The organism is Lutimaribacter degradans (assembly GCF_023703375.1).
GTDB lineage: Bacteria > Pseudomonadota > Alphaproteobacteria > Rhodobacterales > Rhodobacteraceae > Lutimaribacter > Lutimaribacter degradans.
Map to the genome: position 1 here is coordinate 766,817 of NZ_JAMQGO010000001.1, position 23,428 is coordinate 790,244.

Here is a 23,428-nt window from a genome sequence, read left to right on the forward strand (position 1 = left end):
GCGACCCGAGAGCCTGAGCCGACTCTTTCGGGTTGGCATCGCCCGCGCCAATTCTTTCCGACCGGAGGTCGACGACATGTCAGGACCATTGCACGGATTTCGAGTCATCGACCTGACCACCATGATCTCGGGTCCGCTGGCCACCATGACGCTGGCCGACCAGGGCGCCGAGGTCATCAAGATCGAACATCCCGAAGGCGGCGATCATAGTCGCCAGGTCACAGGCCGTCGTGGCGGTTTCACGGCGTCCTTCCTCAACAACAATCGCGGCAAGAAATCCGTCACGCTGAACCTCAAGGATCCGCGCGGTGTCGAGGCGGCCTTGAGGTTGTGCGAGAGCGCGGATGTCTTCGTGCAGAACTTTCGCCCCGGCGTGGCCGAGGAGCGGATCGGGCTGGGAGAGGAAGCGGTGCGCGCGGTCCGGCCCGACATCGTTTATGCTTCCATCGCCGGGTTCGGGTTCGACGGCGACTGGGCGCGCAAGCCGGTCTACGACCCGCTGATCCAGGCGCTGTCGGGGCTGGCCAGCGTGCAGGGCGGCGCCGATGCCGCGCGGCCCCGGCTGGTCCGAACGATCCTGCCCGACAAGCTGACCGCGATCCAGACCGCGCAGGCGATCACCGCCTCCCTGCTGGCGCGCACCCGGACGGGTGAAGGAAGCCATGTGCAGATTTCCATGCTCGACACCGTGCTGGCGTTCCTGTGGAGCTCGGACATGGCGGGCTACACCTTCGTGGGGGATGAGCTGCGGCCCGCGACGGGCGATGATGCGCAGAGTTTCGTCGAGTTGATCTACCAGACCGCCGATGGCTGGATGGCGGTCTCTGCCCATACCGACAGCACGTGGAAGGGGCTCTCGGCCGCCGTGGGCCGTCCAGGCTGGCTGGAGGACCCGCGCTTTGCCACCGTGGCCGCGCGGGAGGAGAACAAGCCCGCCCGGCTGGCACTGACCCAGGAGGCGCTGCTGGAGGACACCACCGAGAACTGGATGCGCCGCCTTGGCGAACACGATGTGCCCTGCGCGCCGGTGCTGACGCGCGATCAGGTCTACTCTCACCCGCAGGCGCGGGCCAACGGGGCCGTGATCGAACAAGACCACCCGCAGGCCGGCCGAATCCGCCAGGCCCGGACACCGGCACGGTTCTCGGCCACGCCGCCCGAGGCCCCGAAACCCGCCCGTCGGCTGGGCGAGGACACGCGCGCCGTGCTGGCGCAGGCCGGCTATGACGCCGACACGATTGCCGATATGATCGCGCAAGGCATCGCGACGGACACGCAGGAGGGCGAATCGTGATCGACCTCTATTTTGCCCCCACGCCGAATGGCTGGAAGGCGGCCATCATGCTCGAGGAAACCGGCCTCGATTACCGGCCCATCCTGATGCGGCTCAGTGAAGGAGACCAGTTCTCGCCACACTTCCTGGCAATCAGCCCCAACGCCAAGATGCCCGCCATCATGGATCATGCACCTGATGCCGCTTGGGGCGACGACCCCGTTACCGTTTTCGAGTCCGGCGCGATCCTGCTCTACCTCGCCGAAAAGACCGGGCAGTTCGCTCCGCCACCGAGTGATCTGCGCGCCCACAAGGAGTTGATGGAGTGGCTCTTTTGGCAGGTGGGCAACCAGGGGCCGATGGGTGGGCAACTCAGCCATTTCCGCAACTACGCGCCAGAGGGCGACCGAGACTACGGCTTCAAGCGGTATCTTGGCGAGTACGACCGCAACCTCGGCGTGCTGGAAAACCGCCTGGAGGATCGCGACTACATCCTGGGCGACTATTCCATCGCCGACATGCTGGCCTTTCCGTGGGCATTCATCGCCAAGTCGCTTGGAGCAACGCTTGCGGAATTCCCCCGCGTGGCCGACTGGCGTGCACGGATAAAGGAGCGCCCGGCGGTGCAGCGCGCCATCGACCTGCACAAGAGCCAACAGAACAGGGGGCAGCATCGGGCCGACAACAACACGGTCCTCTTCAACCAGTCCGCGGCGTCTCTCAGGCTCAAGCCGAAAGGCGATGGCGCATAGTATCTCGCGGGTACAAGTCCATATCGGATCGTCCCTACAAACCCTGCCCATCACCAACGCGGGGCTTGCCTAGTGGTTGCGGGAAATCGGGCTCAAGACGGGCCATCTGCGCCTCGGTCAGCCGGACATTTCAAACATGGTTCACCGCGCGGTTTTCGAACCGTGAATCACGCCACCGAAGGGCAATCAATGGGTCAAGCCTCTCTTGCGTCAGCGCATTGCCTACGGCCCCATCAGGCGAACGGTGACCTGGCCTTGCCGGTCGCGGCGGTGTCTTGTGCCGGCATTTGCGCCCTCAAAACACCAGCACCTTGTCGGCGGCCAGTGTTGCTTGGGCGAGTGCGTCCATGGTCGAGCGTGTCGGCCCCTCCATCATGTCACCGGCGGCCAGCCCGCGCGCATCCATGCAGGTGCCGCACATCAGGACGCGGCCTTTCGCGGTAAGGACGCGGCGGATCATCCGTTCGATGTTGTAGAACCCGTCCGGTGTCTTTTGCCCCGACTTCGCGCAAAGCACCGCGTCTGCCATCAGGAATACCGTGATGTCCGCTTCGGGGTCATTCTTTGCCAGTGCGTGGGCCATGCGCAGCCCGTTGAAACTGCGCTCGGTGCCGTAGGGCGGGTCGTTGAGAAGGATCAGGTGTTTCATGGTCGGTCCTCGGTTGAAGGTCGGCGTTCCCAGTTCTGACAGGCGGCCCGTGACGGCCGGCCGTTACCTGGCTGATCGTTCGACAGCGCCGCCGACGTGCCCGTATTCAGGGCGGCTCGTTGCACGGCCAAGGCGCCAGGTTGGGCACCGCCGGCGGGACACGGTGCAATGCGGCGACCGGGGGTATCAGGCATCCGTGCCTTCCGGCGTGGCGGGGTTAAGACGCGGGTGGGTCTCCTCCATCGCGACGACAAGCCAGAGGCCAGACAGCGCCATGGCGGCGCCGGTCAGCCAGAACCCCGCCTCCAACATGCCCGACGCGTCGGCGATCAGGCCCATGGCCAGCGCCCCGATGGCATAGCCGAGATCGCGCCAGAACCGGTAGACACCAAGCGCCGAGCCGCGCCAGGACGGGTGCGCGATGTCGCCCATCGCGGCGATGAGCGTCGGATAGAGCAGCGCCATGCCGACCCCGGTGACGGCGGCGACAAATGCCCAGCCCGTCACGCTATCGAGAAAGGGGAAGGTCAGGACGCCTCCCGCGCACAGGAAGAACCCCGCCACCGTCGGCCATTTACGACCAAAGGCATCCGACAACGGCCCGGTCCAGAGCTGGCTGCCGCCCCAGACAAAACCGTAGATGCCGGTGACCCAGCCGATCTCGATCAGGCTCGCGCCCCTGGCCATCATGAAGACCGGCACCAGCGCCCACATCAGCGCGTCGACGAATTTTTCCACGCTGCCCGCCTGTGCCAGCGCCATGAATGTGCGGTTTTGCCATGTGACGAGGGCGAAGATCTGGCCCGATGTGGGGCTGTCCGGCCCCGTGACGTAGCGCGGGCGCGGGCCGTCATTGGCGCCCGCCTTGTGGCGTGCGGCTTCGGCGCGTGCGTAAGGCAACGTTTCGGTGAAAGAAAGCAGGCCTGCCGCCAGCGCCAAGAGGATTACCACGAGACCGAAGACGAACAGGCTGAGCCGCGGGTCGAAATAACTGGCGAGATAGCCGGTCAGTAGACCGGCCAGCGCCACGCCGCCATAGCCCGCGAATTCGTTGAACCCGGTGGCAAGCCCACGTTCGGAGCCCTTCACGATGTCCATCTTGGCCGTGACGGTCATCGACCAGGCAAAGCCCTGGTTGACGCCCAGAAGCACGTTGGCAGCAACGATCCAGCCCCAGGTCGGCGCCCACAGGATCAGGAACGGGATCGGCAGGGCCACCAGCCAGCCCCAGATCAGGACGCGCCGCCGCCCGACCCGTTCCGACAGGCGGCCCGAGACGAAGTTCATCGCCCCCTTCACGACGCCGAAAGAAACGATGAAGGCGAAGATCGCCTTCATCGACCCCGGGACGACGCCGAATTCGCTTTCCGCCAGCGCCGGGATCACCGTGCGCTGCAAGCCGATGGTCATGCCGACGAAGAACACCTGTAAAAGCTGTTCGAAAAACGGCCGCAGGTTTTCGCGGATGCCAAGCGCGTAGGTCATTCCGGGTCTTTCGCGGTCAGGCGCGAATCAAGCGCATGACCCGAGGCCGGGCCGCGGACGGGTTGAACCAGCATCCGGTCGAGCCAGAGGTCGCGGCGCGTGCGAAAATTGCTCGATCCCGATATCCATGCCTTCGTGCCCCTTGGCGGGCTGGGCGATGTAGGTGCCCAGAAGCCGGTCCCACCACGGCAGGTTGAAGCCGTAATTCGAGTTGGTCTCGCGCGGGTCGACGGAATGATGCACGCGGTGCATGTCGGGCGTGACGACGAACAGGCGCAAGACCCGGTCCACCGGGCGCGGCAGGTCGATATTGGCGTGGTTGAACAGCGCGGTCGCGTTCAGCAGCACCTCGAACATCAGCACCGCAATGGCCGGCGGGCCGAGGGCCGCGACCACCGCCAGCTTGACCCCCATCGAGACAAGGATTTCCACCGGGTGCAACCGCAGTCCTGTCGTCGCGTCGAAATCGAGATCGGCATGGTGCATCCGGTGCAGCCGCCACAAGGCGGGAATGGCATGAAACATCACGTGCTGAAGGTAGATCGCCAGATCGAGCAGCAGCATCGAGACAAGGATGGCGACCCAGAAAGGCGCGTCGATATTGTTGAACAGCCCCCAACCGCGATCCTCGGCCATGACGGCAAGGCCGACCGCGATGATGGGAAATGTCAACCGCAGGATGACCGTGTCGACCACGACAAGCGCAAGGTTGTTCGTCCAGCGGATCACCCGCGGAATGTCGCGCCGCCGACGTGGGGCCGCGACCTCCCACAACGCCATAGCCGCCAGCACGCCAAGGAAAATGGACAGGCGAATCGCGGGTTCGGCCGACAGGATGGTTTCAGACATGCGATTGACCTTGGGGTTGCGGAAAGCGCTGCAGATGCTAACAATCAATTAATTACTTGATTGACTGGGTGCTGGAGTTCCCCATCTCAATCCGCCCGAAGGCAGACCTGCTTGAAGAATATGCGCTTGTCGCCCGTGCCCTGGCCGCCCCCGCACGGCTGATGTTGCTGGAACAACTGGCGCAGGTCGAGCGCGGCGTGGAGGCGCTTGCGGAAAAGACCGGCCTCACCCTGGCCAATTGCTCGCAGCACCTGCAGCATTTGCGCCGCGCGGGTCTTGCCACCAGTCGCCGCGACGGCAAGGCCGTGATCTATCGGTTGACGGACGCCAAGACGCTCACTCTGATGGACCTGTTGCGCGTCGTCGCCGAACGCAACCGTGCGCAGGTTGACCGCATCCTGCGGGGATTGACGGATGGCCAGGACGCGCCCGAGCCGGTCAGCCGCGATGAACTGGCCGCACGCATCAGGGACGGTGCCGTCACAGTGCTTGATGTGCGCCCGAAGGACGAATATGCCAGCGGCCACATTCCGGGTGCGCACAACGTGACGCTGGCAGAGCTGGAAAGCCTTTTACCCCGGCTCGACCCGGCGACGGAAATCGTTGCCTATTGCCGTGGCCCCTATTGCATCTATGCCCATCAGGCCGTCGCCACATTGCGGCGTCACGGGCTCAACGCCAGGCGGCTCGAAGGCGGTCTGCCGGAATGGCGCGAGGACGGCCGACAGGTCGTACGGATCGGCTGAACTCAGGCCAGCGCGCCCGCATGGGCGGTCACGCGGTCGGCCCATGCCATCAACGCCGCAGGTTCGGGCGGCAATTGAATGGCCAGGCCTTCCGCGAAGCTCTCGAAAGCGTTTCGGTTCAGCGAATTCAGGCCGACCAGAACGGGCACATCCAGCGCCATTGCCTCGGCGATCACGTGGCGAAAACCCCGGCCCTCGGCCTCGTGCTTGCCGAATTTGTTGATGATAAGCAGGTCGGCATCCGACGACAGTGTTCCCGCGACAAGCCCAACCGCCGTTTCCAGCGCGGCCGGGTCAAGCCGACACCCGCGAGCTTGCGGGCCAAGATCCTGGCTGATGCGCAGTACGGGGCCGTCGGGTAGCACCCGCACATCCATGTCGCAGGGGCCTGAATCGGTGCGTTCGCTGTTGATCTGCACGGTCCCGCTGCATCTGAGACCGCGCGCGGCAAGGGCGGTTGCCAGCCATTGAAGCACCAGGTCCGTGTCGCCGCGCCCCGGCGCCATCGTGTAGGCAAGGTTCATGTCCGTTCTCCTCAGGATTGGCAGAAAGGCTGGAACTCGACAAGCGCACCGGATGGCAGGCTTTCGGTATTGGCGGGCAGAAACATCAGGCCGTCCGCCATTGGCAGGCAACCTAAACGGGCCGAATGGGTGGCATCGTCGAAGCTGACAACCTCTCGCCCGTGGGCGTCAACCCCGGCAAGGGTTGCGGGCCTGAGTTCGCAGCGCCCCGGTTTGCGGCTTATGGGGGCATCGGTAACAACAAGACGTCGGGCCGAGCCTTTCACCGCCTCACCGCCCAAAACACGCAACAGCGCCATCCCGAAAACCTGCCAGGTGACATAGGCCGCAAGCGGGTTGCCGGGCAAGCCAAGCCAGTGCGTATTTCCGATGCGGCCGGCGGATACGGGCTTGCCCGGCTTGATCGCCACACCGCTGAACAGGGTCTCGCCCCCGAGTTTCGCGAACGCGGGCTTTACATGGTCTTCCTCGCCCACCGAGATGCCGCCCGTGGTGATCACAAGATCGGCCTGCGCCGCCATGTCACCCATTTGACGAACCAGCCCCGCAAGGCTGTCGGCCCCGTGGGCTGAGGCGACGATATCCGCCCCCGCCGCGGCCAGGCTTGCTGTCAGCAGCGGCATGTTCACATCCCATATCTGTGCCGGGTCGCGCAGGTCACCGGGGTTGCGCAGCTCGTCGCCCGTCACCAGCAGCGCCACGCGCAGCCTGCGCCGGGTTTGCACCGTCCCCGCACCTGCGGCCGCGCAGGCGGCGATGTCGCGTGGCCTTAGCCTGCGGCCCTTGTCCAGAACGGGTGCGCCCTTGGCCATGTCGCTGCCGGCCCGGCGGATGTTCAGCCCGGCTGCGGGACGGCGGGTCAGCTGCATGACATCGCCGTCGCGCGTGACCTCTTCCTGCTTCACGACGGCATCGGCACCATCGGGGATCGGTGCGCCGGTAAAGATGCGGGCGGCCCTCTTACCCGCGAGCGATGCCTTGGTTTCACGACCGGCAGCCACGCGTCCAACCACCTGCAATTTCCATGGCCCGTTTCCGGCCAGTGCCCCGGTGGCGATAGCATAGCCATCCATCGCGGCGTTATCGAAAGCCGGCGCCATGGACAGGGAGAGCACCGGGTGGGCAAGTACGCGACCGAGGGCACGGTCCAGCGTCACGGCCTCGGTGCAGCCGACCGGGGCAACATGGGTGGCGATCCGGGCAAGCGCCTGGTCGATGCTGATCAGGGTTTTCGGCGTGTCGCGCGCGTAGCAGCCACAGCCCGGTGATGAGATGGCTTGCTGTATCGTCATTCTTGAGCCTCCTGCGGCAACTGGCGGTTTTGGAAATGTCCGGGGCCAATGCTGCAATCAAGGTCGCGCAGGCGCCCGTCCTTCAGCCCGTAGATCAGGCCATGCACCCGGATATCGGCACCCCGCGCCCATGCTTTTTGAAGGATCGGCGTTTCACAGACGCGCCGGACACCTTCGGCCACGTTCAGTTCGGCCAGCCGGTCGCGCTGCGCCTCGAGGTCGCGTTCGCGCCCCAGATCTACGGCATAGGCGCGTGCAAGGCGCCGGATGGGTTCCAGCCAGTGATCGGCCAGGCCATGCGGCAGATCCTCGGTCGCGGCCTTGACCCCGCCACAGCCATAGTGGCCGCAAACGATGATTTCGCGCACGCTTAGCGCATCAACCGCGAATTCCAGCGCCGACAAAAGGTTCATGTCCGAGGAATGAACGAGATTGGCGACATTGCGGTGCACGAAGACCTCGCCCGGATCGAGCCCCGCGACCACGTTCGCCGGAACCCGGCTGTCGGAACAGCCGATCCAGAAGAACTCGGGCGCCTGAAGCGCGGCGAGACGCGTGAAGTAATCCGGTTCCTGCGCCTGGCGTTGGTCCGACCACGCCCGGTTGCGCGCCAGGAGGTCATTCAGCATCGGGTGTCTCCATGAAATCGGGCAGCCCACGGCGCGACCGCATGTGTCGTGACAATGTCCGCAGATCGGCCCGTGTCAGCCGGGCGCGGGCAATCGGCAGCAGGATCGCGTTTTCGGCCACCAGATGGCGGCGCACATGCCCGGAAAAACGGGTCAATGTCGCGCGGTCAGCGGCGGTCAGGTCGGCGCCTGTGTCGAGCCACCTGGCCAGCGTTGCGCGTATTGCGGGCATCAGGCGGATGGCCTCCACCTGGTCGGCCCTGATCCGGCGGATCGTGTTTTCAATGGCATCCTCTGCCGTGCAGCGCCGCGCAAGAAGCGGGAACAGGTCCTCGGCCTCGTCGCGCAGATGCACGTTCAACTCTTCGTTCAGAAAGCGAAGCACGGTCAGGACCGCCTGCCGGTTTAGCGAGGCCGAAACGCCCAATCCGTCGATCACTTCACAGACAAGACGCTCGCGCAAGTGATCCTCGCAAATGAAATCCAGCGGGTTTGCAAGCAGGCGCGGGTCGGTCGGTCTGTCACCGATCCCACGCAGCGCTGGCCCTGGCTTTTGCATGACACGCCCTCTCGTACCGATCAGATCGGTGCCAGGCTTGCGCCGGTGATTGTCGCGTTCGCGGCAAGCCCCTCGACGAACTCCCGCGAGGCGCTTGCCCATGCCGCCTTTTCCAGCGCCTGCGCGATCTTGGGGCGCACGGTGTCGTAGGGCAGCACCTGCCCCGGCGCGATGGCGTTGAGGCGGATGATGTGCCACCCGTGGCGTGACAGCACCGGCGCCGGGCTCATGCCGCCTTCGGGCAAGCCGCGCAGGGCCGCCTCGAACTCCGGCACGGTATCATTGGGGCCTAGCTGGCCCAGATGCCCGCCCGACGCCTTCGAGCCGCAATCGCTTTCACGCGCGACGGCGGCAAAGCCCTTGGCATCGCCATCCAGCCGCGACAGCAAGGCAACGGACCGTGCCTCGGCTGCGGCGCGGTCTTCTTCGTCGCGCGGATCGCAGGCACACAGGATGTGCGAGACATCCCAAAGCGGCGCAGAGCGGTAACGGTCGGGGTCGCGTGCCCATTCGGCGCGCACCACTTCCTCGGTGATGGGCGCGATGGTCAACGCCTCGTCCAGAAGCGCGCGGATCAGCGCCTCCTCTTCGGTTTCGAAACGGCCGGGGGCCAGCTCCATCGGGTCGGCCACCAGCGCGCGGCGTTGGGCCTCTTGCAAAAGAAGCGCGCGGATCGCAAGGGCCTGCGCGGCCTTTCGCCATGCGATGCCGGGCTTGTCGCGCGGGCCGGTGTGGTTCTGGGCCTCGGCGGCAACCGCCGCCGAGGGGATGGTTTCGCCGTTCACGACGACATCGGGGAAAAGGGCCATGTTCATGTTGCTCACTCCGCCGGTGTAGTGGCCGTGCGGCCGGTTTTGCCCTGCCGCTTGTCGAAGGCTTGCCTGCGCGCTTCAAGCGGTCGGCGGCGGCGCGAACGCACGAGTTGATACCCCGAGCGCGCCAGAAGATACCGGAAAGGGGCTGCGAAACCCGACCATATATGCACCAGCCGCGTGAACGGAAACAGCATCGTGATGATCAGCCCAAGGAAGATATGCAGCTTGTAGAGCCAGTGCACATCAACCACCGTGACCCAGGCGTTGATGTTCCAGGTCACCACGCTTTGCGACCAGGTCATGAAGCGCACCATTTCTGCCCCGTCCATGTGCTGCAGCGTTTGCGTGATGGTCAAAAGACCGATCGCAAGCTGAAGCCAGATCAGGGCCATGATCAGGATGTCCGGCGCCGTCGAGGTGACACGAATGCGTGGATCGGCCAGGCGCCGGTGCAAGAGCATGGTCGAACCGACCAGCGCCGCGATACCGGCGGGGCCACCGATCAGAACGGCCATCCACTGTTTCAGCCCGTAGGGCACCCCCAGGGCATCAAGCACCCAGATCGGGGTGAAAAGGCCGACAAGGTGGCCAAAGAACACCGTCAGGATGCCAACGTGAAACAGGATCGAGCCCCAGAAAAGCTGTTTGCGACGCAAGAGCTGGCTGGACGAGCTTTTCCAGGTGAAGGGGTCGCGTTCATAGCGCGCGACAGAGCCCACGAGGAACACCGTCAGCGCGACGTAGGGCATGATCCCGAAGATGACGAAGTTGATATCGAAATTGCCGAACATGTCATGCGCTCCTGTTCAGGTGTTTGGGGATGTCCATGCCGGCCAGCATGTCGCGGACCTGCGGGCAGCCGGCATTGGGGTCGGGGCCGAAGGTGACTTCGGTTTCCTCCCAGACCGCGTCGAGGGCTTCGAGGTCGGTCGGATCATCGTCGGGCTGCGCCAGCATCTCGGCCAGGGCCTCGCCATCGGCCTGCATTCCGGCAAGCTGCGACAGGGCCTTGAACACGCGGGCATAGCCGCTTTCGCGCCGCGTCAGCCGCGTGCCGAGCGCGTCCATGATATGCGCCGCGTCGGACAGGATCTCCTGTGCCTCGTCGTGAGGGCGCGTCGACAGGAACTCCAAAAGCACCGGCAGGTGGTCGGGCAGTTCCGTGGTGGCGGGTTCGAACCCGCCCTCACGGTAGGTTTCGATCAGGCTGACCATTGCGCCGCCCCTGTCCCGGCTTTCGCCGTGGACATGCTCGAAAAGGTTGAGCGACAGGGTGCGCGAGCGGTCAAACAGCATCACGTAGCCCTCTTGCAGGTCGTAGATATCGCCCTGTGCCAGCTCATCCGCAAGGGTTTGCAAGGCTGCCCGCGTGGCATGGTCGATGCGCGTGTCACGCGCCAGAACGGCCCCGATCTCGGGCATCGCCTCCTGCAACTCTTGCGACGGGTAACTCAGCATCAGTGACAGGGCTTTCAAGGTGCGGTCCATCATCAGAATGTCTCCTGCGGCAGGGCAAAGTTTTTCTTCTTGCCGCCGAAGAGCGTCGTCTTGCCCGTCTCGCCGGTAGAGCAGCCGTTGCCATCGGTGAAGCCGCAGCCACCGCGAATATCGGCCCCGTCTTCGTTCTGTTCGCGGTGCGCGGTGGGAATAGCGAAACGATCTTCGTAGTCGGCAATCGCCATGATCTTGTACATGTCCTCGATCACCCGGCCCGACATGCCGACGCGGGCGGCGATCGCCTCGTCGCGCACGCCATCGACGCTGAGCGCGCGCATGTAGAGCCGCATCGCCGACATGCGTTCCAGCGCATGCACGATAGGCTCCTCGTCGCCCGCCGTCAGCATGTTGGCCAAGTATTTTACCGGGATGCGCAAGGAGCGCACGTCGGGCATCTGGTCGCTCATGGCGATCTGACCCGCCTGCGCCGCGTTCTGGATCGGTGAAAGTGGCGGGATGTACCACACCATCGGCAGGGTGCGGTATTCGGGGTGCAGCGGGAAGGCGACCTTCCAGTCCATCGCCATCTTCCAGACGGGGCTGACCTTCGCCGCTTCGATCCAGTCCTCGGGGATGCCGTCACGGCGGGCCGCGGCGATCACCTCGGGGTCGTGGGGGTCGAGGAACACGTCGAGCTGCGCACCGTAAAGGTCGGTTTCGCGTTCGGCGCTGGCGGCCTCTTCGATCTTGTCGGCGTCATAGAGGATCACGCCCAGGTAGCGTATCCGCCCCACGCAGGTTTCCGAGCACACGGTCGGCTGCCCGCTTTCAATGCGCGGATAGCAGAAGGTGCACTTCTCGGATTTGCCGGATTCCCAGTTGTAATAGATCTTCTTGTAGGGGCAGCCCGAGATGCACATCCGCCAGCCGCGGCATTTTTCCTGGTCGATCAGGACGATGCCGTCCTCTTCCCGCTTGTAGATCGCGCCCGAGGGGCAGGAGGCCGAACAGGTGGGGTTGAGGCAATGCTCGCACAGGCGCGGCAGGTACATCATGAAGGTATTTTCATACTCTCCATAAATCTCTTTCTGCACGTCCTCGAAGTTGTAGTCTTGCGACCGCTTCGAGAATTCACCGCCCAGGATCTCTTCCCAGTTCGGGCCTTTCTCGATTTTCTCCATCCGCTCGCCGGTGATCGCCGAGCGGGGGCGCGCGGTGGGAAAATGATCCATGTCGGGCGCGGATTTCAGGTGGTCATAGTCGAAATCGAAGGGCTCGTAGTAGTCGTCGATCTCGGGCATCGAGGGATTGGCGAAGATATTCGCCAGTATCCGCCACTTGGCCCCCTGCTTGGGTTGCAGCTTGCCCGACGCCGAGCGCACCCACCCCCCGTTCCAGCGTTTCTGGTTTTCCCAGTCGGTGGGATAGCCGGTCCCGGGCTTGGTTTCCACGTTGTTGAACCACGCGTATTCAACGCCTTCGCGCGTGGTCCACACATTCTTGCAGGTGACCGAGCAGGTGTGACACCCGATGCATTTATCAAGGTTCAGAACCTTGCCGATTTGCGCACGAACTCTCATTCCGCTGCCTCCACTTTTCCGGTTGCGGGCTGGTCCAGCCAGTCGATCTTTTTCATCTTGCGCACGATCACGAACTCGTCGCGGTTGCTGCCCACGGTGCCGTAGTAGTTGAAGCCGTAGGAAAGCTGCGCGTAACCGCCGATCATGTGCGTCGGTTTCAGCGTGGTGCGGGTTACCGAGTTGTGAATGCCACCCCGGTTGCCGGTCTTTTCAGAACCGGGCGTGTTCACGATCTTTTCCTGCGCGTGATACATGAACAGCGTACCTTGCTTGATCCGCTGGCTGACCACCACCCGCGCGGTCAGCGCGCCGTTGATGTTGTAAGCCTCGACCCAGTCGTTATCGACCAGCCCCGCCTTCTGCGCGTCGATCTCGGACATCCAGACCACCGGCCCGCCCCTGTTCAGCGTCAGCATCAGTAGGTTGTCGGTGTAGGTGGAGTGGATGCCCCATTTCTGGTGCGGCGTGATGAAGTTCAGCACGACATGCGGGCTGCCCTCGGCCGCATCGTTGTTGACGGCCTTGGTGATGGTTTTCAGGTCCACCGGCGGGCGGTAACTGACAAAGCCTTCGCCGAAGGCGCGCATCCACAGGTGATCCTGGTAAAGCTGCTGGCGGCCCGTGAGGGTGCGCCACGGGATCAGCTCGTGCACGTTGGTATAGCCCGCGTTGTAGCTGACCTTGTCACTTTCGATGCCCGACCACGTGGGCGACGAGATGATCTTGCGCGGTTGCGCGGCAATATCGCGGAACCGGATCTTGTTGTGATGCTCGCCCTCGGCCAGGTGGGCATGGTGCCGCCCGGTGGGTTTTTCCAGCTCTTCCCATGCCTTGACGGCGACATTGCCGTTCGTCTCGGGCGCCAGCATCAGGATCATCTCGCAGGCGTCGATGGCCGTATCCAGCTTTGGCTGCCCTTTCGAGACACCTTCGTTGAGAACCGTACCGTTGAGGTTGCGCAGGTTCTGCACCTCTTCATCGGTGTTCCAGTTGATGCCCTTGCCACCGTTGCCCAGCTTTTCCAAAAGCGGCCCGACCGATGTGAACTTGTTGTAGAGGTTGGGGTAATCCCGTTCGACCGCGACATAGTTGGGCGCGGTTTTGCCCGGTATCAGATCACATTCGCCCTTTTTCCAATCCTTCACATGGGCCTGCGCCAGTTCGCCCGGCGTGTCGTGCAAAAGCGGAAGCTGAACGATATCGGTCTCGACCCCCAGCACCTCGGGCGCAACCTCGGAAAACTTGGCAGCGATCGCCTTGAAGATTTCCCAGTCCGACTTGCTTTCGTAGGCAGGGTCCACCGCTGCCTGAAGCGGGTGGATGAACGGGTGCATGTCCGAGGTGTTCATGTCGTCCTTTTCGTACCAAGAGGCCGTGGGCAGGACGATGTCGGAATAGACGCAGGTGGTGGACATGCGGAAATCGATGGTCACCAGCAGGTCGAGCTTGCCCTTGGGGGCCTCGTCGTGCCAGACAGCCTCTTTCGGCATGACGCCGCCTTCCTCGCCCAGGTCCTTGCCCATCACGCCGTGATCGGTGCCCAAAAGGTGCTTGAGGAAATATTCATGCCCCTTGCCCGACGAGCCCAGCAGGTTCGACCGCCAGACAAACAGGTTGCGCGGCCAGTTCTCGGGCGCGTCCGGGTCTTCGCAGGACATCTGCAACGCGCCGGATTTCAGCTGTTCGGCCACGTAGGCAGGAATATCCTTGCCAGACTTCTTCGCGGCTTTCGACACCTCCAGCGGGTTGGTTTTCAGCTGCGGCGCCGAGGGCAGCCAGCCCATGCGTTCGGCGCGGATGTTGTAGTCGATCAGGGAAACGTCCCAGTCACCCTCGGGCGCGGTCGGCGACAGGATTTCGCCCGCGCGCAAGGTTTCATAGCGCCACTGGTCGGTATGGGCATACCACGCGCTGGTCGAGTTCATGTGCCGCGGCGGGCGGTTCCAGTCGAGCGCGAAGGCCAGGGGCTGCCAGCCCGTCTGCGGGCGCAGCTTCTCCTGTCCGACGTAATGCGACCAGCCGCCGCCCTCCTGGCCGATGCAGCCGCATATCACCAGCATGTTGATAATGCCGCGATAGTTCATGTCCATGTGGTACCAGTGGTTCAGACCGGCCCCGAGGATGACCATTGACTTGCCACGGGTCTTTTCGGCATTGCCCGCGAACTCGCGGGCCACAGCGATGATCTTTTCGCGCTCAACGCCGGTGATCTTCTCGGCCCATGCGGGGGTGTAGGGGCTGTCGTCTTCGAAATCCTTCGACACCCACTCACCCCCCAGACCACGGTCAAGCCCGTAATTGGCGCAGAACAGGTCGAACACGGTGGCGACCAGCGCGCTGGAGCCATCCGCCAGCGTCACGCGGCGGGCGGGAATGTTGCGGGTCAGCACCTCGGGGTGGTCGCATTTCACGAAATCGCCCGTGGCGGCACCGCCGAAATAGGGGAAATCGACTCCCACAACCTCGTCATGGTCGCCATCCATGATCTGGCTCAGGCGCAGTTGGGCATCCGTTCCCTTGGCGCGTTGCTCAAGGTTCCACTTGCCTTCCTCGCCCCAGCGGAACCCGATCGAGCCATTGGGCGCCACGATCTGGGCCGACGCCTCGTCATAGGCAACGGTTTTCCAGTCGGGGTTATTGGTTTCACCCAGCTTGTCGTCGAAGTCGTCGGCGCGCAGCATCCGGCCGGGCACGAGATGGCCGTCCTTTTCGTCCAGCCGCACCAGCATCGGCATGTCGGTGTATTTGCGGGCGTAGTCCTCGAAATACTCGGCCTGCCGGTCAAGGTGGTATTCGCGCAGGATCACGTGGCCCATCGCCATTGCCAGCGCCGCGTCGGTGCCCGCCTGCGGGTTCAGCCAGATATCGCCGAACTTGGCGGCTTCGGAATAGTCGGGGCTGACCACGGCTGACTTGGTGCCACGATACCGGACCTCGGTGTAGAAATGCGCATCCGGTGTCCGCGTCTGCGGCACGTTCGAGCCCCAGAGCATCAGGAAGCCCGCGTTGTACCAGTCGGCGCTTTCGGGCACGTCCGTCTGTTCGCCCCATGTTTGCGGGCTGGCGGGCGGCAGGTCGCAATACCAGTCGTAGAACGACATGCAGGTGCCACCCAGAAGGCTCAGGTAGCGGGTGCCGGCGGCGTAGCTGACCATCGACATCGCGGGGATCGGCGAGAAGCCGAACACCCGGTCGGGGCCGTAGGTCTTGGCGGTATAGGCGTTGGCGGCGGCGACGATCTCGGTCGCCTCGTCCCAGGTGGCGCGCACGAACCCGCCCTTGCCGCGCGTTTTTGTGATCGAGACGCGCAAGGCCGGATCGTTCTGGATCGCGGCCCAGGCGGCCACCGGGGCCATCTTCGCGCGCATCTGCCGCCAGGCGCGCATCAGGGCGCCCCGGATCAGCGGGTTCTTCACCCGGTTGGCGGAATAGAGATACCAGCTGTAAGAAGCCCCCCGCGCGCAGCCGCGCGGCTCGTGGTTGGGCATGCCCGCGCGGGTGCGCGGATAGTCGGTCTGCTGCGTCTCCCAGGTCACGATGCCGGACTTGACGTAGATCTTCCACGAGCACGACCCGGTGCAGTTCACCCCGTGGGTCGAGCGCACGATCTTGTCGTGCCGCCAGCGGTTTCTGTAGGTGTCCTCCCAATTGCGGTTCTCGGACGTGGTCTGGCCCCAACCGTCGGAGAATTTCTCCAGCTTGTTGCTCTGGAAGAAGTTCAGTCTGTCAAGCAGATGGCTCATCTGGCTTTCCTTTCGTTATTGGGCGGGTTGGGCGGCCGCATCGGGTGCGTTGCCGTGTTCGATGTCATGAAGAAGGCCACCGGGGCGGGTATAGACGGCCCATGTGATCGCCACGCAGATCGCGTAGAAGATCAGGAAGCCCCAGAGCGCGCCCACGGCCGTTCCGGTCATCGCGATGGATGTGCCGTAGGCCTTTGGGATGAAGAAGGCGCCATAGGCCGCGATGGCACTGGTGAAGGCGGTGATGGCACCCGATTCCATGGCGATCTGCCGCTTGCGCTCCTCCAGCCCGAGTTCGGGCATCAGGCGCGGCACTTCGCGGCCCATGATCACCGGGATCATCTGGAAGGTGGAGGCATTGCCGACGCCGGTGAGAAAGAACAGCGCCATGAAGCAGGCAAAGAAGCCGATGAAAGAGCCGACCCCGAGGAAGAAGATCACGCCAAACGTGGCCACGATCATCGCTACGAAGGTCCAGAAAGTGACCCGGCCACCGCCGAAACGGTCGCTGATCCAGCCGGTTCCGGCGCGGCTCAGCGCGCCCACAAGCGGCCCGAGGAACACGTAGTTCAGCGCGTTGATATCGGGGAAGGCAAGCCGCGTCAGCAGCGGGAAGCCCGCCGAGTAGCCGATGAAGCTGCCGAACGTGCCGGTATATAGAACACACATCAGCCAGTTGTGCTTGCGCCCGAAGATCACCGCCTGATCGGCAAAGCTGGCGCGCGCATCGGCGATGTCGTTCATGCCCAGCCAGGCCGCGATGGTTGCGATCAGGATGAAGGGCACCCAGACAAAGCCCGCGTTCTGCATCCAGAGCTGCCCGCCTTCAGACATGGTCTGCGGCTGACCGCCCAGGGCGCCGAAAACACCCGCCGTGATGACGATGGGCACAAGGAACTGCATCACCGACACGCCCAGGTTGCCAAGGCCCGCGTTCAGCGCCAGCGCGTTGCCCTTTTCGGCCTTCGGGAAGAAGTAACCGATATTGGCCATCGACGAGGCAAAGTTGCCGCCGCCGAAACCGCACAGCAGCGCCAGCGTCAGAAAGATCAGGTAGGGCGTATCGGGGTTCTGCACCGCGTAGCCGATGCCGAGCGCGGGCAGCAGCAGCGAGGCGGTTGAAATGGTTGTCCAAAGCCGCCCGCCAAAGATCGGAACCATGAAGCTGTAGAAGATGCGCAGCGTGGCACCCGACAAGCCCGGCAGGGCGGCCAGCCAGAACAATTGCCCCGGTTCAAAGTCGAACCCGATGGCAGGCAGGCGGGCCACGACCATCGACCACACCATCCAGACCGAAAAGGCCAGAAGCAGTGCCGGGATCGAGATCCACAGGTTGCGGCGGGCAATGGCCCTGCCCTTTTCCTCCCAGAATTTGGGGTCTTCGGGGTGCCAGTCGTCCAGCACGCGCGGCATGGCGGTGCTTTCGGGGTGGTGAATGTCCCGCATCTCGGGCAGTTGCGGTAGCCGGTCGAGCGCCTCGCCATGCGCGGACCGTTCCATCGAGCGGATGGACAGGTGCATCCAGGTCAGCGCGATGCCAACCAGCACGAACAGCAGGGCAAAGCACGACGTATAGATGCCCGTAAGGTCCAGCAGCGCACCAAAGGCGATCGGCAGGGTGAAGCCGCCAAGCCCCCCGATCATGCCGACCAGGCCGCCCACCGCGCCCACATTATTGGGGTAGTAGACCGGGATGTGCTTGAACACGGCCGCCTTGCCAAGGCTCATGAAAAAACCAAGCGCGAAGAGCGTGACAATGAAGGGCCACAAGCCCATCTGCGTGGAAAAGGCGATCGGGCCGTCCTTGCCCTGGATGATGTAATCGGTCGGCGGGTAGGACAGCATGAACAGGAAAAGCAGTGAGAAGCCGAATGTCCAGTACATGACCGAGCGCGCGCCGAACTTGTCCGACAAAATGCCGCCATAGGCCCGGAACAGCGAGGCCGAAAGGCTGAAGGAGGCCGCCGCCATACCGGCAAAGCGCACGTCGATGGCGTAGACATCGATCAGGTAGTGCGGCAGCCACAAGGCAAGCGCGACAAAGGCGCCGAACACGAAAAAGTAGTAAAGCGAGAAACGCCAGACCTGCAGGTTCTTCAGCGGTGCGAATTGCTGCGCGAGGCTGGGGGCCTTGGTGCCGGTCTTGCGTCGTTCGACCAGTTCGGGGTCATCCTTGGCCAGCAGGAAGAACAGCACGCCGATAATGGCAAGCCCGCCCGCCCAGGCATAGGCCACCCCGTGCCAGCCGTAGGCGACCATGACGAAGGGGGCCACGAACTTGGTCACCGCGGCGCCCACGTTGCCCGCGCCGAAAATGCCCAGAGCCGTGCCCTGGTGGCCCGCATCGTACCAGCGGCTGACATAGGCCACGCCGATGATGAACGACCCGCCTGCCAGCCCGATGCCAAGCGCGGCGACCAGGTACATGATGTAAGTGTCGGCCAGCGTCAGCGCCCATGTGGCCAGCGCGGTCAGGATCATCTGGCTGGAGAACACCAGCCGTCCACCGTATTTCTCGGTCCAGACGCCCAGGAACAGGCGCGTGACCGACCCGGTCAGGATAGGCGTCGCAACCAGAAGGCCGAATTGAAACTCGGTCAGGCCCAGTTCGGCCTTGATGGCGACACCGATGATGGAAAAGATCGTCCAGACCGCGAAACAGGCGGTGAAGGCGATCGTGCTCAGGCTCAGGGCGCGTGTCTGATCGGCGCGCGAGGCTGTGGCTACGGTCTGCATGGCAGGTCTCCGGAAAGAATGGTGCTGTCACCCCTTCGCAGGGCTTGTCGCCAGACCTGCCGCCCGAGCCGCGCAGATGATTTGATCTAGATCATGAAATAACAAAAAGTATAACGAAATAAATGCCTTAAAGACATTTATCATCCGCTGAGAGGTGGTGCATCAAGGCGGAAGAGGCGCGGATCAACCAATTGATTGACATTTATCAACCGGGTGAACGAGGATAGTAACCAACTGCCCCGGAAAATCGACATACTCCGCCCCGAGAGGATGAAGCATCATGCCTGATTCAGAATACCGGGATATCCGAGAGCTGGAGCTTTTCTCGCGGATGGCGGACGCGCATTTCGCATCCTTGATGCGGGGCGCCTATGTGCAGAACTTTCCCGCGCAGATCGAATTGATCGCCGAGGGAGAGCCCAGTGATTTTCTGCATGTCCTGGTTTCCGGCTCGGTCGATCTTTTCTCTACCTGGAACGGTCGCGAAAGCAGCATGGCCACGGTGCGGCCCATCTCGACCTTCATCCTGGCCGCGACGATCAAGGATGCACCCTACCTGATGTCGGCCCGCACGCTTGAGAAAAGCCGGATCGCGCTTATTCCCAGCCAGGACGTGCGCGCGATTTTCGACGCCGATGGCGAATTTGCCCGTGCGATCGTGGCCGAACTCGCGCAATGTTACCGCTCGGTCATCAAGTCGCAGAAGGATCTCAAGCTTCGGACATCGCTTGAACGGCTGGCCAACTATCTTTTGCGGCAACAGGCCCGTGCCGGCGGACCTTCTGTTTTCGCGCTCGATTTCGAAAAGCGCCGCCTTGCCTCGGTGCTGGGCATGACCCCCGAGAACCTCTCACGGGCGTTCAAGGGGTTGCAGCCTTATGGCGTAACCGTGGCCGGCACCCGCATCACCATCGGCAATCAGGCAGATCTTGAGTATTTCGCGAAGCCCAGCCAGCTGATTGATGATGTCTCGGCGTGACCGGCATCAAGGCAACGGGCTGACGCCGAACAGGATCGGATGCAGCCAAAGCAACGCGGCATAGAGCGCGACCCCGGCCAAAAGGCGCACCAGCGCCACGCGATGCGGTATACGCGGCGCATTTGCGACAGCGATTTGCAGGCGATCCCAATCCCGGCCCATTTCGCGGCGCTTACGCCGGTCGATAAGGCGTCCACCCAGAAGCGCGAAAGCCGCGAAGGTGCCGAACAGGAACACATGCGCCAGATCTCCGTTGGGCACGACATGGGCCCCGGCCCAAAGCGCCAGCGCCAAAAGCAACGGGTGACGCGACCAGCGAAAGATGCCGGGCTGCGCCGGGTCAAACAGGTCATTGCGGGCGCCACCGAACGAGAGCGGATTTGGCCGACCGATGCTTAGCGCAAGGATCAGGCAGACCGGCAACATGAGGACCAGCGGCACATGGGCTTGCCAAGGTGCCCAATCCCAAAGGGCGACATGGGGCGCGCGCCCCGCCGCCCCGATCAGCCACGCCAGAACGGCCAGCGACAAGACGGAATAGCCCAGCGTAAACCCGCCTGCCCCGAGCCGCGCCCGAAGCCAGGGCCGCACGGGCGGCCGCACCGGGATGGAATGCGACAGGAAGAACGCCGCATAAGCCGTGGCAAATTCAACCCAACCCATCGTGACGTCCCTCAGACCCGCTTGGCCGCTGGCAGGCGCAGCAACAAGGCACCATAGATGACAGCGAACCCGCCAAAGGCGAGCGTCCAGAAAAGGCCAGCCATCATGTGCAGCGGACCGGAAAGCTCGGGCCAGACCCCGGCCGCGACGCGTGCCAGAACCGACAGGATCAGCGCCAGATAGATCGCGACTGTCCCCGCCCCCGCCGTCAACGCCCGCCCGGTATGGCCCAGCGTGGCGCGCGTCATCACCGCCAGCGTCATCAGCCCGATCGCGCCGGCCATCCAGAAATGCTGTGCGCCTGCCATGCCGATAGCTCCGGGCAGCAGGATTTCCGCAGCCAGCGCCAAGGCACCAAGCGGCACGAAAGCATAGCCCGCGTGAAGCACTGTCACCAGCGGCTCTGCAAGGGTTCGGTGGCCTGACCACCGGGTCAGCCGGAGCAGGTGCAACACGCCCGCCAGCGCAAGCGCCACCCCGGTCAGCGCTGCCAAGGGCACGAAAACCCACAGCGACAGCGCGACCAGAAGTGCCACCAGCGCCGCTTTGTCAAACCGTTGCATCGGCGGCACTGGCAAGGATGTGCTGCGCCGTTTCACCAGCCAGTTACGGGTGAAGGACGGAACAACACGCCCCCCGATCACGGCGATCATCATCACGCCCGCGCCCAGCCCCAGCCGCATGCCATAGCCCTGCGCCGCGTAATCGCCGCGCGCGACCTCCCAGTGAAAAAGCGCGTTGCCAACAAGGAACACGCAAAGCATCGCCAGCACGATCAGGTTGCGCCAGTTCTTGCCCGCGACGATCTCGCGCCCGATAGCCAGTGCAAAGACCACCGGAAAGGCCAGGTCGAGTGCCGCCACCAGCCCAGCGGGCAGCCCGGCCGAGATGGCAACCCCCACACGGCCCACCAGCCACAAGAGTGCCAGCATCCCCAGCCGCCAACCGACGATGGGCAAGCGCCCCGTCCAGTTCGGCACCGCCGTCAGCAGGAAGCCGGCAACCACGGCGCCCAGATAGCCAAACAGGAATTCATGCGCATGCCAGCTTACCGGATCAAAGGCCGTGGGCAGCATCAGGTGCCCCGACAGCATCGGCACCCACAGAACCATGGCCAGCACGGCCCAGACCGCCGCGCCGAAAAAGAACGGGCGAAATCCTAATGTCAGGAGCGCGGGGCCCGTCCAGGCCCGCATCTGTTCGCTGGTCGAGGTCATTGTCGTTCTCCTTCAATCGGTCAGGCCGGCGCCGTCATTACGATCGGGCGATTGCCGGCCTGGCCATGATAGAACCCGTTGCCAAACGCGGTTGACCCACTCAACCACGCACGACGCGTGAAAGCATCGGTTGGACCGCGCCACGGGCCAGGCGCGATACAACGCCGCCGCCAGTAAATGGACCGTCGGCGCTGTTTGCTGCCCTGTGCTCATTTGAAAGCCGGCCTTGCTGTGCGGGTTTCGCGGGGCGACTGGAATTAGCATTTTAAATACCGAATAAGCCGTGGTAATACGCATTACAAATGCCTAATCAGTAGCGCGACCATGCGCCTCACCTCTTTCACCGATTACGGGCTGCACGTGCTGATGATCATGGCAGGCGAACCGGGCCAAGCCTTCACGGTTACCGATCTTGTCGGAAAGTTCCGCATTGCCGGTTGAAGACCCGGCTGGCCGATTGCGTCCATTGGCCGCATAACGCCTGACGCGCAACCAGCCCGATGGTGCCCCAGACGGCGTTACGCAGCGCCATGGCAAAGGCCGTGCGCATCTCGAACGCGCCGCCACGGGCGACGTGCAGGCCAAACCCGGCAAAGACCAAGCAGGGGTCTGCCGCCCGAAACCACGGTCAGCACCCCAAAGACGATCGCAAGCCCCCCGCGACGCGACCTGTCTTACCTGGTTTTTCCATCCACCCTGCCCCCCTGGGCGGTCAGCAACGCCATTTGCACATCGAACAACCGAAGGCCCTCTTGCACCAGCGAATGGCTACGCGCGCCCAGGCTCCAGCGGATCGCGACGCCCTGCACCAGTGATGTCAGCAAAACAGCTACGTCCGCCGCCTCCGTATCCGAGCGAAGCGTCCGCGCTGCCTGCAGGTCGCGTATCGCCGCAACAAGGCGTGACTGGTAGGCGCCCAGCACCCCCCGAAACACGTCACGCAGCGCCGGGTTATCCACCTGCAACTCGCGCGAAAACAGGATCGACGGCAAGGCGGGCGTTTCCGCGATGGCAGCAAGCTGCGCCCGGATCAGCGCCTTGAGCCGGGCTTGCGGTCCGCTGGCCGCGTTTTCGGCGGCAGCCCAACCATCCTGCAACCGCGCGGAGATATCCTGCGCAACAGCCAGCCAGAGCGCGCCCTTGGTGGGAAAGTGCCGGAACACCGCGGGCTGGCTGAGCCCCACGGCCCGCGCGACATCCGTCGTGCTGAGGCGGTCAGGCCCGATCTCATCGGCCAGCCGCAGCACCACGGCGACGATCTGCGCCTTTCTTTGCTTCGCGTTTTGACGACCAGACATGTAACATCTCTTGTTAGTGATAACTCACTAACCTAATATCCACTTAACCGCAACTTCAAAGCCGAGTCGCGACCCACCGGCCCAAAGGATCAGCGTCATGCCCGCCAAAATTGCCCCAACCGCTTTTTCCCGCTTGCAGATCGCGGGGCAGACCGTATTAAACGACGCCAGGTTGGCAGCCCGTAACAGTGGGACCGGCCGA

The 23,428-nt window shown here is 63.8% G+C and carries 20 protein-coding genes; 4 read left to right on the top strand and 16 right to left on the bottom strand.

What is annotated here, in order from left to right:
• Window positions 1–76 precede the first annotated feature (76 nt).
• Together M8744_RS03735 and M8744_RS17805 are read left to right on the top strand one after the other, a co-directional pair.
• Window positions 77–1,294: a CaiB/BaiF CoA transferase family protein gene (locus M8744_RS03735; RefSeq protein ID WP_251409605.1), complete on the top strand. Its 1,218-nt coding sequence runs from the start codon at window positions 77–79 to the stop codon at window positions 1,292–1,294.
• Window positions 1,291–2,025, top strand: a complete 735-nt coding sequence (locus M8744_RS17805; RefSeq protein ID WP_251409608.1) for a glutathione S-transferase N-terminal domain-containing protein — start codon at window positions 1,291–1,293, stop codon at window positions 2,023–2,025. The genes M8744_RS03735 and M8744_RS17805 overlap by 4 nt, the downstream gene beginning before the upstream one ends.
• 295 nt (window positions 2,026–2,320) lie before the next feature.
• Here the strand turns inward: M8744_RS17805 and M8744_RS03745 are convergent, their stop codons facing one another.
• The 3 genes from M8744_RS03745 to M8744_RS03755 all read right to left on the bottom strand — a co-directional run bounded on the left by M8744_RS03745 (window position 2,321) and on the right by M8744_RS03755 (window position 5,008).
• Window positions 2,321–2,674 (bottom strand): DsrE/DsrF/TusD sulfur relay family protein, encoded by a 354-nt coding sequence (locus M8744_RS03745; RefSeq protein WP_251409613.1) that lies wholly within the window; start codon window positions 2,672–2,674, stop codon window positions 2,321–2,323.
• A gap of 186 nt (window positions 2,675–2,860) precedes the next feature.
• Entirely contained in the window at window positions 2,861–4,159 is a 1,299-nt protein-coding gene (locus M8744_RS03750) for an MFS transporter (protein ID WP_251409617.1), read from the bottom strand.
• 27 nt (window positions 4,160–4,186) lie between these two features.
• A complete protein-coding gene (locus M8744_RS03755; protein ID WP_251409620.1) occupies window positions 4,187–5,008 on the bottom strand; it encodes a sterol desaturase family protein in 822 nt (273 codons plus the stop codon).
• 56 nt (window positions 5,009–5,064) lie between these two features.
• On the opposite strand from M8744_RS03755, the gene M8744_RS03760 reads away from it, so the two are divergent.
• The gene (locus M8744_RS03760; protein WP_251409623.1) at window positions 5,065–5,754 is read left to right on the top strand and encodes an ArsR/SmtB family transcription factor; all 690 of its coding nucleotides are present in this window, start codon (window positions 5,065–5,067) and stop codon (window positions 5,752–5,754) included.
• A 2-nt stretch (window positions 5,755–5,756) separates the two neighbouring features.
• On the opposite strand, the gene M8744_RS03765 is transcribed toward M8744_RS03760, so the two are convergent.
• The 10 genes from M8744_RS03765 to M8744_RS03810 are packed head-to-tail and all read right to left on the bottom strand — an operon-like array spanning window position 5,757 to window position 19,069.
• Window positions 5,757–6,278 (bottom strand): DUF2478 domain-containing protein, encoded by a 522-nt coding sequence (locus M8744_RS03765; RefSeq protein WP_251409626.1) that lies wholly within the window; start codon window positions 6,276–6,278, stop codon window positions 5,757–5,759.
• Between the two features lie 11 nt (window positions 6,279–6,289).
• The gene (locus M8744_RS03770; protein WP_251409629.1) at window positions 6,290–7,570 is read right to left on the bottom strand and encodes a molybdopterin molybdotransferase MoeA; all 1,281 of its coding nucleotides are present in this window, start codon (window positions 7,568–7,570) and stop codon (window positions 6,290–6,292) included.
• Complete coding sequence (locus M8744_RS03775) at window positions 7,567–8,199, bottom strand: carbonic anhydrase (protein ID WP_251409632.1); 633 nt, start codon at window positions 8,197–8,199, stop codon at window positions 7,567–7,569. Before M8744_RS03775 ends, M8744_RS03770 begins: the two co-directional genes overlap by 4 nt.
• Window positions 8,189–8,758 carry a hemerythrin domain-containing protein gene (locus M8744_RS03780; protein WP_251409635.1) on the bottom strand — a complete coding sequence of 190 codons (570 nt, stop codon included), beginning with the start codon at window positions 8,756–8,758 and terminating at the stop codon, window positions 8,189–8,191. Before M8744_RS03780 ends, M8744_RS03775 begins: the two co-directional genes overlap by 11 nt.
• Before the next feature lie 20 nt (window positions 8,759–8,778).
• Complete coding sequence (locus M8744_RS03785; RefSeq protein ID WP_251409637.1) at window positions 8,779–9,573, bottom strand: peptidylprolyl isomerase; 795 nt, start codon at window positions 9,571–9,573, stop codon at window positions 8,779–8,781.
• A gap of 5 nt (window positions 9,574–9,578) precedes the next feature.
• Window positions 9,579–10,364 carry a respiratory nitrate reductase subunit gamma gene (narI, locus tag M8744_RS03790; RefSeq protein WP_251409640.1) on the bottom strand — a complete coding sequence of 262 codons (786 nt, stop codon included), beginning with the start codon at window positions 10,362–10,364 and terminating at the stop codon, window positions 9,579–9,581.
• Window position 10,365: 1 nt separating this feature from the next.
• Window positions 10,366–11,061, bottom strand: a complete 696-nt coding sequence (gene narJ / locus M8744_RS03795; protein WP_251410041.1) for a nitrate reductase molybdenum cofactor assembly chaperone — start codon at window positions 11,059–11,061, stop codon at window positions 10,366–10,368.
• Window positions 11,062–11,063: 2 nt separating this feature from the next.
• Entirely contained in the window at window positions 11,064–12,590 is a 1,527-nt protein-coding gene (narH, locus tag M8744_RS03800) for a nitrate reductase subunit beta (RefSeq protein ID WP_251409643.1), read from the bottom strand.
• On the bottom strand, window positions 12,587–16,333 hold the full coding sequence (locus tag M8744_RS03805; protein ID WP_251409646.1) for a nitrate reductase subunit alpha: 3,747 nt from the start codon (window positions 16,331–16,333) through the stop codon (window positions 12,587–12,589). The genes narH and M8744_RS03805 overlap by 4 nt, the downstream gene beginning before the upstream one ends.
• A 15-nt stretch (window positions 16,334–16,348) precedes the next feature.
• A complete protein-coding gene (locus M8744_RS03810; RefSeq protein WP_251409649.1) occupies window positions 16,349–19,069 on the bottom strand; it encodes a nitrate/nitrite transporter in 2,721 nt (906 codons plus the stop codon).
• A 280-nt stretch (window positions 19,070–19,349) separates the two neighbouring features.
• Here M8744_RS03810 and M8744_RS03815 point away from each other — a divergent pair, with 280 nt between their 5' ends.
• Entirely contained in the window at window positions 19,350–20,048 is a 699-nt protein-coding gene (locus M8744_RS03815) for a cyclic nucleotide-binding domain-containing protein (RefSeq protein ID WP_251409653.1), read from the top strand.
• Between the two features lie 6 nt (window positions 20,049–20,054).
• Here M8744_RS03815 and M8744_RS03820 read toward each other — a convergent pair whose 3' ends face one another.
• From M8744_RS03820 to M8744_RS03830, 3 genes are all read right to left on the bottom strand, one after another.
• The gene (locus M8744_RS03820) at window positions 20,055–20,711 is read right to left on the bottom strand and encodes an NnrU family protein (RefSeq protein ID WP_251409656.1); all 657 of its coding nucleotides are present in this window, start codon (window positions 20,709–20,711) and stop codon (window positions 20,055–20,057) included.
• A gap of 11 nt (window positions 20,712–20,722) precedes the next feature.
• Window positions 20,723–21,928 carry an NnrS family protein gene (locus M8744_RS03825; RefSeq protein WP_251409659.1) on the bottom strand — a complete coding sequence of 402 codons (1,206 nt, stop codon included), beginning with the start codon at window positions 21,926–21,928 and terminating at the stop codon, window positions 20,723–20,725.
• Between the two features lie 674 nt (window positions 21,929–22,602).
• The gene (locus M8744_RS03830; protein WP_251409662.1) at window positions 22,603–23,226 is read right to left on the bottom strand and encodes a TetR/AcrR family transcriptional regulator; all 624 of its coding nucleotides are present in this window, start codon (window positions 23,224–23,226) and stop codon (window positions 22,603–22,605) included.
• Window positions 23,227–23,428 lie beyond the last annotated feature (202 nt).